Annotated in this window: 10 protein-coding genes and 1 pseudogene; 1 reads left to right on the top strand and 10 read right to left on the bottom strand. The window is 54.8% G+C overall.

Going from position 1 to position 13279, the window contains the following annotated elements; translation table 11 throughout:
• Positions 1-47 precede the first annotated feature (47 nt).
• The 9 genes and pseudogenes from Poly41_RS30825 to Poly41_RS30785 form a co-directional block, all read right to left on the bottom strand.
• Positions 48-1172 (bottom strand): HlyD family secretion protein, encoded by a 1125-nt coding sequence (locus Poly41_RS30825; protein ID WP_146531220.1) that lies wholly within the window; start codon positions 1170-1172, stop codon positions 48-50.
• A 44-nt stretch (positions 1173-1216) separates the two neighbouring features.
• The gene (locus tag Poly41_RS30820) at positions 1217-1450 is read right to left on the bottom strand and encodes a DUF3302 domain-containing protein (RefSeq protein ID WP_146531219.1); all 234 of its coding nucleotides are present in this window, start codon (positions 1448-1450) and stop codon (positions 1217-1219) included.
• A 317-nt stretch (positions 1451-1767) separates the two neighbouring features.
• A complete protein-coding gene (locus Poly41_RS30815) occupies positions 1768-4101 on the bottom strand; it encodes an arylsulfatase (protein ID WP_146531218.1) in 2334 nt (777 codons plus the stop codon).
• A 519-nt stretch (positions 4102-4620) separates the two neighbouring features.
• Positions 4621-4812: pseudogene (locus tag Poly41_RS35955) on the bottom strand (alpha-amylase family glycosyl hydrolase); the annotation flags it as partial.
• An 81-nt stretch (positions 4813-4893) separates the two neighbouring features.
• The gene (locus Poly41_RS30805; RefSeq protein WP_146531217.1) at positions 4894-7623 is read right to left on the bottom strand and encodes an MGH1-like glycoside hydrolase domain-containing protein; all 2730 of its coding nucleotides are present in this window, start codon (positions 7621-7623) and stop codon (positions 4894-4896) included.
• Positions 7624-7761: 138 nt separating this feature from the next.
• Positions 7762-7935: a hypothetical protein gene (locus Poly41_RS30800; RefSeq protein WP_146531216.1), complete on the bottom strand. Its 174-nt coding sequence runs from the start codon at positions 7933-7935 to the stop codon at positions 7762-7764.
• Entirely contained in the window at positions 7935-8288 is a 354-nt protein-coding gene (locus Poly41_RS30795) for a hypothetical protein (RefSeq protein WP_146531215.1), read from the bottom strand. The genes Poly41_RS30800 and Poly41_RS30795 overlap by 1 nt, the downstream gene beginning before the upstream one ends.
• Before the next feature lie 174 nt (positions 8289-8462).
• Complete coding sequence (locus Poly41_RS30790) at positions 8463-9881, bottom strand: hypothetical protein (RefSeq protein WP_146531214.1); 1419 nt, start codon at positions 9879-9881, stop codon at positions 8463-8465.
• 7 nt (positions 9882-9888) lie between these two features.
• A complete protein-coding gene (locus tag Poly41_RS30785; RefSeq protein ID WP_231616092.1) occupies positions 9889-10779 on the bottom strand; it encodes an SgcJ/EcaC family oxidoreductase in 891 nt (296 codons plus the stop codon).
• Between the two features lie 371 nt (positions 10780-11150).
• Between Poly41_RS30785 and Poly41_RS30780 the strand changes: the two genes are divergently transcribed.
• On the top strand, positions 11151-13013 hold the full coding sequence (locus Poly41_RS30780; RefSeq protein WP_146531213.1) for a patatin-like phospholipase family protein: 1863 nt from the start codon (positions 11151-11153) through the stop codon (positions 13011-13013).
• Between the two features lie 135 nt (positions 13014-13148).
• Here Poly41_RS30780 and Poly41_RS35260 read toward each other — a convergent pair whose 3' ends face one another.
• Positions 13149-13256 carry a GxxExxY protein gene (locus Poly41_RS35260; protein WP_231616091.1) on the bottom strand — a complete coding sequence of 36 codons (108 nt, stop codon included), beginning with the start codon at positions 13254-13256 and terminating at the stop codon, positions 13149-13151.
• Positions 13257-13279: the final 23 nt, after the last annotated feature.

Below are 13279 nucleotides of genomic sequence, written 5' to 3'. Positions count from 1 at the left end.
CCTGCTGTCGTACTTGTGTTCTGCGCGACGAGTTCCGAGTCGGCCAGTCACATGGGGATCAGGTAATACATCCAGGCCTTGATTCGTACCGACACCTTGCTGATCACATGGAATGGGGATCCCACATCGGTGTAAATCGCAACCATTCCAGCGGTGCCCAGTGCAACCGTCTGGGCCGTTTCCTGGTTGTCCAGCTTGAATTTGACTGCAAATTGGCCTCCTGATCCGATGCTCGTCACGGAGTTTAGTTGACCCGAGGTGGCGAACTGCCCTTCGCCTGACGCTTGGATGATCGCTTCGACTTCTCCGATAAGAACCTCGCCCGGTCGCGACTTTAACGCAAACTCTGCCTTGTCTCCCGGCTTCACGTTTTTGAGAATGTTCTGGCCGAATGTCGCGACAAGTGCAACGTCTGACGTATCAATGAACGTACCCATCGGTGCTAGAGGTAACGGGACCGCCATCGTCCCCTCACGAACCTGCCAATTCGTGACGAAACCATCCGCAGGAGCGTAGACGACGCACTGCTCCAAATCAAACTGAGCCTTTTCCAGACTCGCCTGCGTACTTTCAACGGTGCTCTCGGCAACCGCCAATGCAGCCACTGCTTGACGCTGGGACGCTTCCGTTTTGGTGATCGTTGCCTCACTGGCGGCGAGCTTCTGTTCAAGTTGCTTGAGACGCACTTCGCCGATCGTGCCAGCCAGTTTCGCTTCGGATTCTTCCGCCGAATCAAACTCCGCCTTTGCGCTGTCGCGATTCGCTTTGGCTTCGAGAATGGCAGCGTCCGCGACCTCGATGGCCGCCTGCGATTGATTGACGTTCTGAGTCGCCGCTGCTAACGTGCCTTCCAGTTGACGAACCGCAAACTCATAGGGATCTTTTTGCACTTCGAATAGAACGTCTTGACCTTTGCGAAGGGGCGTGTTGGGTAGAGCATTCAGCTTCGTAATCGGGCCTTTGACTTGCGGCACGATTGGAATGGAATAGCGGCTGACAACGATATTGCCAGAAGTCGGTGACGAAAATTTCCACAGGATCACGATGCTTCCGACCGCAACGACGCCGACCACAATGGCTGACGCAACGTTGATCGGATTTGGCTTGATCTTCATCTTGACGTAGAACAGCCAAATACAGAAGACATAAAGAATGGTGAACAAAGCGATCATGCCGCAAGCCTTTCTGAACGAAAATCGATTTCTTGGTAGCGTTGTTAATGACCGACGTTACCGGACTTCAAGAACGCCCAGACGAATGCGATGGGCCACCCCAGCCCTCCGCAGGCCAAACCGATCCAACTCGCTGCATTGATCGCATCGACTTGAGGATGGTTCCGCTTCAATGCGATTTTCTTGGGAAGCGAGCCGATGAACACAATCATCGCGACCACGCCCAAAAAGATGATCGCGATCACAAACCACGCAAAAATAGTCGCTGCATCGATCATAGGTTGTTACTGCTTTTTGACGTAGGTTCAAAGACTAGATTTCATCCTGTCCGGGTCTCTAGCCAGCTTGAAAGGCTGCCGAGAGTTCTTGCCTCATCGGCAGGAATTGTGGGTAAGTCATTTGATGTTCGAGTGCTGAGGCCCGGGTTTGCCGAAGCAATACCGATTGTAGCAAATCATTTCACTCCGTACGGTACCATCCGCATTCCCACCTCTTTTTGCCGCGAGCATGCCGCCCAATACCGCCTGCCTGTATTCGATGGGCCACAGATTCCGGGGAGATTTCGCGCAGCCGTAGGCGATGGACTCTAAAATGCTCAATCCCCTATTTTGACAACCACCCTTTCAATCGTTCCCGTAAATCGGAAGGGAGCGGAGTACGCACTGGTCACCGGCTGCCCGCTGTCTTCTCCGATGCCGAACGAGTCGATGCCGAAGCGTCCGCCGACGGTCGCCTCCATCGTGCCTTGGCCGACCGTTTCGCCGTCGACCTTGAGCGTGATCGTCGCACCCTTTCCAGCACCGCCCCCGGCATAGTCAAAGTCAACTTCGATGGTTGCGTTGCCTGATTCAAGTGGCTTGCTGCTCTTGACGACGGTGTGCTCGTCAAAATAGTTGTAGTCAAAGACGGGGACGCCTTCTTTGACATACAAGACGATGCCCGCAGCGACGCCACCGAATCCCATGATGACGCCATCGGTCTTCGAACCATCCGTTTGGACATCGGCTGAAAGCGTCCAAGATTGGTTCTTCATCGGTGGCGCAGCCGGTTCCGCGATGCGGATTGCACCGGCAAAATATGTAAACGTCTTGGAGCCTTCTTTCGCACCTGGTACGGGGGGCTTTGGCACGGCCAATCTCGCGGCGCCACGATCATCCAGCGGATAGACGTTGTACTTCTCGGCCGCCGCAATAAACGACTCCTTCATCTGAGCGACCTTGTCGGGCATCTCGTCTGCCAAATCGGTGGCTTCCGAAAAGTCTTCGTCCAAGTTGTACAGTTCCCACTTGTCTTTGTCCCAGTTCCCCGGTGCTAAGTCTTGTCGCCACGGTCGGGTGTGCTGTGCATTCGCCTTCCAGCCATCTTCGTAAATCGATCGATTACTCAAAACTTCAAAGTACTGCTCGTCGCGTCCTTTGAAATCAGGGTCGGTAAAGCTGCCCAGGAAAGACTTTCCAGCTAAGGGTTTTTGCTCGACACCATCGACCGTTTCCGGCATCGGAATATTGGCCGCATCCAAGATGGTAGGCACGACATCGATAAGATGCAAAAACGCATCGCGTGGCCTGTCATCATGCTTGATCTTCGCTGGCCAAGAGACCACCATCGGGTTGCGGCTACCGCCCAGGTGTGACGCGACTTGCTTGACCCACTGGAACGGCGTGTTGCCTGCCCAAGCCCACCCGACCGGATAATGCGGTTCGGATTCAGGGCCGCCAAGTTTATCCAGATCCTTCAAAATCTCTTCGATCGGCGTGTTGATCCCGTTCAGACCTTTGATTTCATTGAGTGTCCCATCGGGACCACCCTCGGAGGACGCACCGTTATCGCCGACGATGTACATCACCAATGTGTTGTCAGCATCAGGCAACCCCTTCACGGCATCAAGCAACCGACCGATCTCGTGATCGGTGTGCGCGAAGAAACCGGCAAAGTTTTCAAACAATGCGTTATAAACCGTCTTTTGGGCGACACTCAAACTGTCCCAAACGGGAACCCAATCGGGTCGTGGCGTCAGCTTGGTGCCCGGCGGAATGATCCCCATCTCAAGTTGGTTCTGGAAAACAATCTCCCGATACTTCTCCCAGCCCATGTCGAATTTGCCCTTGAACTTGTCTCGCCACTCGGCCGTGACGTGATGCGGCGCGTGCATCGCACCGGGCGCAAAGTACATGAAGAACGGTTTCTCCGGTGCAACCGATTTTGAGAACTTCATCCGAGCGATCGCGCGGTTCACCATGTCAGTCGTAAAGTGATAACCTTGCTCGGGAGTCGTTTGAGGTTCGACCGGAACCGTGTTTTCAAACAGAACTGGATAAAATTGGTGAGTTTCTCCGGCGTTAAATCCATAGAAGTAATCGAACCCCATCCCCGTCGGCCAACGATCAAAGGGGCCGGCGACGGTGGTTTCCCAATCGGGCGTGTTGTGATTCTTGCCATACCACCAAGTCGTGTATCCATTGCCGCCCAGCACCCGCCCAATCGTCGCGGTGTCGGGTTTGATCTGCGTTGAGTAATTCGGATATCCCGTCGCCCACTCCATTAAGAAACCATTGCCGGTGTCGTGATGGTTGCGTCCGGTCAGCAGTGCGGCGCGAGAAGGTCCACAAATCGCCGTGGTGTGAAATCGATTGAACCGCAAACCCTCGTTGGCAAGTTGGTCCAGGTTCGGTGTCGGGATCAATCCACCGAATGTTGACGTTTGCCCAAAACCAACATCATCCAGCAAGATCAAAATCACGTTCGGCGCGCCCTCCGGTGCAGACACAGGGTTCTGCCAAGCCGGAGTCGACTGCTCGTAAGTCTCGCCGATTTTTCCTTGGAACGGAGATAACGGTACCGGCAGCTTCATACGGTCCGGTTCTTGGGCGACGATGGTCGCAACGGACAGCATCACAAACAAAAAGATTCTAGGTGTGTGTCTTAGCATGGAGTTCTTTAGATGGGAGACGTAACGAAGGTAAGATGTTGTCAATGCCAAGCTTCAGCCGATCAACCGCAATTGCAACGCCAAGCGAATCATTTCATCAACAAGATCGTGAAAACTCAACCAGATGCTCAAATGTCCAGCTTTCAGGTGCAGTTCACGCTTCCCAATACTTGCGGATCGTAATTTCTTTGCATGCAACCCGAACACGTCCATGCGATGCTGTTCCGAACAAGCGAACCGGGGTGGGCGGGCTTAGGCATTCGCGTTGGCGTTGCTTGAGCCAGCTGATTTTCCTGCTCCGTGTTGCGCCGAGCGCGCCGCTGGCAAAGCAAACTCACAAAGCGATACATATCGGCGTGCTGTTCGACCTGGTCCCAATCTAACCAACTGATCTCGTTGTCTTGGCAATAGGCATTGTTGTTGTCCCTCTGAGTGCGCCGCACTTCGTCTCCCATAACGAACATTGGCAGCCCAAGTGACGTCATCGCGGAACCGCCCATTCCATTCTTTCCATGCGTCGCCGATGAAGCTGCCAACTTGATACAAGCCCGCCGCTTCGAGCATGTAGTAGTTGCGATTGTCGATTCCACGAAAACTAAGCGTTGGTCCTTGGTCGTTTCCTTCGGCGGTGTGATTGAACACCACGTCCAAGATCACCTCGATTCCCGCTTGATGAAACGCTTTCACCATATCTCGAAATTCGTCCACGGGGCCGAGTGGATCTTGACGAGAACTGAACGCCTTGCAGCTCATGAAGTGGCGCTGTCCAGTTAGTGACAGACGGTTTTTCGATTATTCTTGGGTCTGACGTCGGACCTCCTTCGCAGCTTTCGTGTCCTTACCTGAGTCAAGCATCGCCTCGGGTGAAAAGGCTGCGAACATTTGCATGATCTTGGCAATGGCACCGGTCCAACCGGTCTGATGGCTGGCGCCCAAACCGGCCCCGTTGTCACCGTGGAAGTATTCGTGGAACTGAAGACAATTTTTCCAGTGTTGATCCTGTTGGAACTTCTCGATCCCTCCGTAGACCGGACGCCGTCCGTCTTGATCCTTGAGGAAGATGCTCGCGAGCCGGCGTCCAAGTTCTTCGGCAACTTGATACAGATTCATGTGACGACCCGAACCGGTCGGGCACTCCACCGTGAAGTCTTCGCCGTAATAGCTGAAGTACTGCAATAGCGCCCGGATAATCAGCACATTGACCGGCATCCAGATCGGGCCTCGCCAGTTTGAATTGCCGCCGAACATGCCGGAATCCGACTCTGCGGGTAGATAAGAAACTTGGTGTACCTGACCGCCGGCTGAGATGGCGTAGGGATGTTCGGCGTGGAAACGCGAAATGGACCGCAGTCCATACGGGCTGAGAAACTCGTCTTCGTCAAGCATCGTCTCCAACACGCGGCGCAGTCGGGTTTCGCTCAAGATCGACGAAAGCCGACGCCCGTTGACTCCTGTTTTGCGCGGGTCATGAATCGACGTGCAAAGTTCGGGGCGGGCTTTGAGGAACCACTGGAACCGCTCTTGAATTTGCGGGTGCTTGTCGCATTGTTCGGCTTCCAAGACGGTGGCAGCACACAGCGGCAAGAGTCCGACCATGGATCGAACCTTCAAACGTTGTGCCTGCCCATCGGGAAGACGGAGCACGTCATAGAAGAATCCATCCTCTTCGTCCCACATTCCGGTGCCATCACCCAAGTTGTCCATCGCCGCAGAGATCCACATCGAGTGCTCGATGAACTTAATTGCCATCTCGGCATAGCTCGGATCGCTCATGGCAAGCTCAAGCGAGATTTCAATCATGTTCTGACTGAACAGCGCCATCCACGCAGTCCCGTCGGCCTGTTCCAAGTATCCGCCCGTGGGCAGGGGTGAACTGCGGTCGAACACACCGATGTTATCGAGTCCTAGGAAACCACCTTCAAATACATTGCGTCCATCACGATCCTTGCGGTTGACCCACCAAGTGAAGTTCAACATCAATTTTTCAAAGCAGATCTTGAGCCACTCGGTATCGCCCCGGCCCTCTTGAATCTGTTCCATGCGGTAAGCAAAGATGGTTGCCCAAGCATGCACCGGAGGATTGACGTCGCCGAAGTTCCACTCGTACGCAGGGATCTGACCGTTGGGGTGCATGTAGTGTTCTTGCAGCATGAGTTTTAGCTGCTGTTTGCCAAAATCGGTGTCGACCATCGACAGCGGCAACACGTGAAATGCCAAGTCCCAAGCCGCGTACCAGGGGTACTCCCATTTATCCGGCATCGAGATGACGTCGGCGTTGTACATGTGGTGCCAACTCGCGTTGCGTGGTGCCGTTTTGCGATTGCGTTGGAAGGGACTCGAACCCCGTTCTTTGAGCCACTGATGCACGTCATAGCGATAGAGTTGCTTCGACCAGAGCATCCCAGCGATCCCCTGGCGAACGACCCGTTTAGCATCGTCATCCAATGAAGTGGGAATGGTTGCCGCGAAGAACTCGTCCGCTTCGTCTTTCCGCGATTGCATGAGGTTGTCGAACGCTTTTCCGAACGCAGCGTCGTTTCCTGCTCTCGCACCCGATTTGCCCGTTGGGGCAACGTTGCTCAAACGAAGTTGGACCACGCCACACTCGCCAGCAGCGAGGTTGAGCACGTATTGTGCAGCGACTTTTGTACCTTTCTGCTCTGGATTGACTGCCTCTTTGTTTTCATGGACGACATACTCGTTGATGCCATCTTTGACATAGGCAGTCGCGTTGGGCGAGTTGAAAAGACGCTGGTTGTTCGATTCGTTCTCTGTGAACAACAAAGTTGGTTCCCCATCGCAGGCGAGATAACGAGTCCCCAGTTTTGGCTCGTCGGCACGCACGACCGTCCCAGGCAATCCAGTTTCTCGCTGAAGCAGCGACTCTTTCGGAGTTTCATCCCACGACCAACGATTGCGGAACCAGAGCGTTGGTAGCAGGTGCAGTTCGGCTGCCTCAGGGCCACGATTGTGGACGCTGATCCGAATCAGCAGGTCGTCGGGCGTTGCTTTGGCGTATTCGACAAAAACATCGAAGTAGCGATTTTGGTCGAAGACACCCGTGTCGAGTAGTTCGTATTCATAGTCATTCCGACCTCGCTGCTGATTGGTTTCAATCAGGTCTTGATACGGAAATGCTGCCTGCGGGTATTTGTAGAGGTACTTCATGTACGAGTGCGACGGCGTGCTGTCGAGATAGAAGTAGTACTCCTTAACATCCTCGCCGTGGTTGCCTTCGCTGTTGGTGAGACCGAACAGACGTTCTTTCAGAATGACATCTTTTCCATTCCAAAGAGCGAGCGAGAAGCAGAGTCTCTGTAGGTCGTCGGAGATACCGGCCAGCCCATCCTCGCCCCAGCGATAGGCGCGTGACCGGGCGTCGTCGTGGGTGAAGTAACTCCATGCGTCGCCCCCTTCGCTGTAGTCTTCTCGGACGGTTCCCCATTGACGTTCGCTCAAATAGGGGCCCCATTTCTTCCAAGCGGGGCCATCTTCTGTTAATCGTTTTTTTTCAGTATTCATGTTGGACTCCATGGTTCTCGGTGCGCTGATTGGTACGGGCGTAGCGGAAGTCGTCAAGCTTTCGACGATTTCCCGGGCAGACCGAAACTCTTGACAAGTTCCACTACTCTAAAATCGAGCAAATCTTCCTTGTCGTGGCTAGCCAGTATGAACAATCCCAGGGGTGTTCGCCTTCAGTGCCGGGTCAACGATCTGCCACGCTTCTTCCACGTAGTCTTGCCGAGCAAACAGGGTGGCGTCGCCGGCCATCGCGTCGGTCAACACTCGCTCGTAAACGCCCATATCCTCACCGCCCAACTGCCGATTGAACATCAACTCGACCGACTCGGCTTGCCCTGCGCACAGCCGGATTCTACGAGCTGCTCCACCACCGCGCCAAACAAGACTGCCGGAATCGCCAAATAATGGGCTGGCCGCTTGGCATCCTTGAGTTCTTTACGCAGCGTTTGGAAGGTTGTCGGGTCCTTATAGTCTCCATCGACGTAGCGTAGCAGTCCCGTCAGTTTCGCGAATGCGTTAGAATCGAGTCCGCCATGTTTCTCGATGCTGTCCTTCGCCCGAGCCTTGAATTGGTCGAGATTCCAACCCGCCTTGGCCGCTCCGATGACCGGCACGTTGGGGTTTCCACGTTTCGCCATCGCTTGCAGTGACGGAAAGATTTTCATGTAAGCGAGTTGACATCGGCATACCAGGTTCCGCTACCTCCGCAATCAAATTGACGTTCCAAGCGGTTCGATGCAGTTCGATTCCAGGGCCCAGGGCCCAGGGGCGATGCGGAGCGGCGCACCCTGGGTTCGCTCTCGATCCAAACAGAATCCAGCGGACAACCGAGGTGACCACTACTGCGCGGCTGTTGGATCTTCCAATCGCACCATCAACCACTGCTGCGTCTCATCGTCCTCGAAGTGGATAAGTGCAGGTGCGGTGTCTTGGGTGAGATTCTCGATGCCGGTTTCCATAATCGGTCGCGACTTTCCTTCCACCACCCAAGCGCATCGCTGCGACTCTTTGTCTGCAACGCCCTCGATGGTTTGAGTGCTGTCGGTAGCCGTATTGTGCAGCGTGCCCGCGATGACGCCTTCTTTGCTGATGGCCAATTGCAAAAACATCGTAGGATCGGGGCCGCTTGCCTCGCCATCTTGGGTTAACGCGAAAACACCGAGCGGCATCCACTCTGCTTCCTCTGCGGCCGGAGCATCAGCGGGGACGCTGGTAACAATCTCCTCGGCTTGCTGAGCGTACTCTTCGGCAGTCGCAATGACTTGGTCACCTTGGTAGACCGAGTTATCTTGGTAGTAAACCGTTTCGCCATAGCGATAGGGAACCGGCTGCGTCCATCCGTATCCAGCACACCATCCCGTCAGTGCTCCCCAAGTCGCCCAACGATAGGGACGATTGATTCGCCAAGCTGCCCAACCCGGGTACTCGGACCAGAAGTCGAGTCGTGGGTGGTTGTCATGCACTTGATCGCGAACTTCATCACGACGCTCAAGCCGATTGTCTTGGTATTGTTGTCGATTCTCGATGCGTCCAGCACGATTGTCGGTCATTTGTTGATCACCGATCGGCCGGTTCTCCAGCCCAGGTCGGTCGGCAATCGGTCGGTCGGCAATCGGTCGGTCGGCAATCGGTCGGTCGGCAATCGGTCGGTCGGCAATCGGTCGGTCGCCAACACCGGGTCGGTCGGCAATGCCCGTTCCCTTGGCCGGAAGCGTCGAGGGACGCGTACCGGAATTGCGCAAGAAGTCAGCTGCAGCAGCTCCGCCAACCGCACCTCCGGCAATGGCACCGGCACCGCTGCCGGGACGATTCGCTGGAAGCGTGCTTGGGCGTCCAGCACCGGTCGACGGACGGATGTCCAAGAAGTCATTGAGTTGTCCAGTGGATGGACGTGAACCTCCGATCGCACCGGTTGAGGGGCGAGCTCCGCCGATCGCACCCGTTGAGGGTCGTGAACCGCCGATGGCACCCGTTGAGGGTCGTGAACCGCCGATGGCACCGGTCGAGGGTCGTGAGGAAATGGAGGGAGAGGGGCGACTCATCGATGGGCTGGGTCGGCTCATCGAGGGGGACCGACTCATGGACGGGCTGGGGCGACTCATCCCGCCGCCCGAGAAGCCGCCGCCTCCCATACTACGTCCGCCGCCGCCAGAAAATCCACCGCCGCCACCGCCGCGTCCACCCCGAGCATCTGCTTCGCCGACTGTCATTAGAACGATCGCTAACGCAGCCAAGCCTATTTGAATCGTTGATTTCATGGTTCCGTTATTCCTTCGTTATTTCGACTTCATCAATGTTCGGTAGTAACTCGCCGTCCACCATTCGGTTGACTGACTGAAGCGTCATGGTGTTTTCATCCCGTTGTGTGAAAATGTTCACAGCGGAGGACCTTCGACCATCCGGTAAGATCCCGCGTTTCTGAACCGACCAGCGATTCCCTTTGTTTGTCCACGTGCCCATTCCAAATCCGCCATCGGAGTCAAAGACCCACGAGCGAATCTGTTTTGCTGCGGGGTCCCAGCCGATGAGTTGCATGCCTGCCATATCAATGCGGTCGCGAATCTGGACCGTGAAGGAACGAACGAGAAAGTTGTTGTTTCGAGTCCAATGGCAATCGGTCGTCACCGTGGATGTGTCATCCTGGTCCGTCCAGTGACCCACCATCCACTCCAGTTCTTTCAGTTGTTCGTAGTTTGATGGAACCTCGATCACAGGCTCTTCGGTCACTCGATCGAGTAGCCACATGCCGTCGCGTTTAACGTAGACTGCCGTGTACTCGCTCGCCTCGAGCAACGAATCCGCTTGAACGAGTTTGGCAGAACCATTTTCGACCGCGACATTGGGTGAGATGAAATCAATCGAATTCGTGGTCGCGGTCAGTTTGATACCTGATGTTTCGGCAAAAATACCGGCGAATTGGTTTTTGATTGCCTCTCGACCCATCACCTGATCGCCACTGATGGGATTGCTGTAGACGGCCTCGGGTGACCACAATGCAGCCAAAGCCTCTGCGTCCGCTTGATTGAAAGTGGTGACATAGGCCTCGACGGCACTGCGGATCGCCGCTTCTTCGGTTGCTCTTGGATTGGGTTCGTCTGCACAGGCAACTGCGAAACAGCAGCCCATCCATCCGATGGCCAATAGGGTACGAGTCATTTCTTTCTCCGATCACTCGAGGTCAAGTTATCACTTACAACGCTATCATCATTGGCGGATAAGAGATGGATGGCTATTCGCAAAACTACCACTATTGCATTGCGCAATGCGCAATCCGTCTTTAAGAAAGAATCGGAATGGGCTCAACTAACGCCGGCGAGCAGGGTGACAAATTGTACACTGTTCCGCAGGGAATCTTGCACTTGTTTCCAGGTTCCTGCCGGGAAACACGAAGCCATGCGGACTCCGCCTTCCGAGGATCACTTCATTGGTCGGCAGTTTGTGGTGCATCCCGTCACCAAGCAGAACCTGACAACGCGTAGCCGATTAAGAACGATTTGTGTTCGGTAAACTAACCAAACGACTCAACCATGACTGAATCACCTGATCGTGTTCCTAAGGAACGTATTTCGATCGAACTCAAACGGCTGCCGTGGGCTAAAGATCTCAGTGAAACGGCGCTACGGGAATTCGCAGAGGTAGGGGAATGGGTCCAGTACCAAGCGGGCGACTACGTTCACCGCGCCGAAGAGCCGATGAAGTTCGTCTACTTTATTGTAAGCGGACGGCTTCAGGCAACGTTGTTCGATTCACTCGGCAACCAGATCCTCGAAAAATCGCTGGTCCGAGGATCCGTGTTCGGATTGTTTTCGGTCGCGATTGCCGACCAATCCCGTACGAATGTCGTGGCGACCGAGGCGTCGTCTGTCATTCGCTTGGAACTTCAGACGATGCTCAAGATCGTTGCCAAACACGCTGACCTTCAGATGTGTGTGTACCGATTGGCCGCTGGCATTGTCAAGCAAATCATCGAAGTGGATCGAACCCTCAGCCAACCTTCGGTGGTCGGGATGGTTCATCAATCCGAGGCCTCACGCCCACTGACGCGCCAGCTGTTGACACGTTTGCAACAGATTGAAAGTCATCCATGCGTGGCAACCGATGATCCGCAATGGCGACCGATCGACGGTGTTCCTTCCCGCGTCATCTTCAAGAATGGCGAACTCTTCACCGCGCAGCAAAGTGGAGAATTGTTGAAGGAATGGTCCCAGTTCGGACGCATCTTCATCGACCTACGTGGGAATCATTCGCTTGAACATCTGGCACGAATGTTCAGCTATGTCGATGCGGTGCTATGGTGCGTCCGTCCCGATGATGCCAAAACAGCAATCGGCACCTTACGAGCGCTACAGGAGAGAGTTGCGGGCTTGAAAAGCAAAGTGCGGCTCGTATGGCTACTCGACAACCAAACTCAGGTTGCTCCCCACGAACCCGAGCAGCGCCAGTTGGTGGAACGCGACTTTAAGGTTTCATTTGAATCGCCCTCGAAGCAGCAAAGTCGACTCCTGCAGCAAGGAATCGAACGCATCATTCATTATTTGCGAGGTATCCAAATCGGTCTGGCTTTGGGTGGCGGTGCGGCACGCGGTATGGCCCATTTGGGAGTCCTCAAAGCCCTCGAACAAAACGGAATCGTGATCGACATGCTTGCCGGCACGAGTGCCGGAGCGATGACCGGAACGGTCTACGCCTCAGGAATGGACGCCGACTACGCAGTGGAGTGCTTCAAAACGGACCTAAGTCTACCCTGGGCCTATCGCCAGATGCCCGGTGGCGGTTATTGGTACCTGCTTCGCAAATATCGGAAAAACAAATTCGATCCCATGTTGCGAAAGTATCTGGGCCAAGCACGACTGGAACAACTTGCGATTCCCATGTTGACGGTAACCGTCGATTTGGTCGAGGGAGTCCAAGTGGTTCGCGGCACGGGCGATGCGACCCATGCGATTTTGGAAAGTATCAACCTGCCTGTGCTCTCGAATCCACGCGTCAGCAGCGGACGAGCACTCGTCGATGGCGGTTTGGTCAACAATATTCCCGCCGATGTACTCGTCGAAAATGGGTGTAACTTTGTGTTGGCATCAAGCGTGACAGCGCAGTTGGAGCAAGACTTCATGGACATTCGATCCGCTCGAACGACTCCGAAGTTCAAGCTTTTCTCTGCGTTGCAAGTGCTGATGCGCGGGCAACTTGTGCAGGCATTCAACATGAATGCGATCGGAGTCGAGCCCGCAGATTTCGTCATTGAATCGGACGTATCGGCGTTCGACCTTTCGGAGTTCAGCCGGGCGGACGAGATGGCGATCGCAGGCGCGGAGGCTGCGAATGAGTCGGCTGCGAAGCTAAAGCAGTTGTTGTCACAGCTAGATCCGAAGCTGTTTCCACCCTCGTAGCAGGGCGAACGGAAGGCTCGGATATTTTGCCACAGAGACCACGGAGGTCACAGAGAGAGGCGTTTGATTCCGTCCACCAGTCGGGATTGGCTGGAATTGATCAGACGCTCACAGGAAATACCTCGTAAGCCGAGCTCAAGACAAAGGGCCTCTTCGTAGAATCGTCTCCAGCAAACCAGGGCCGAGAATTCGATGTACTTCGATTGCTGCGCCAATAATCTTTTCCGTTAGTCCATCGCTCATTTCTCTGTGCCCTCGGTGATCTC

The sequence above is a fragment of the Novipirellula artificiosorum genome (genome assembly GCF_007860135.1).
Taxonomy (GTDB): Bacteria; Planctomycetota; Planctomycetia; order Pirellulales; family Pirellulaceae; genus Novipirellula_A; species Novipirellula_A artificiosorum.
Note: the sequence above shows the minus strand (reverse complement) of the source record. Positions and strands in the feature narration are given on the sequence as shown.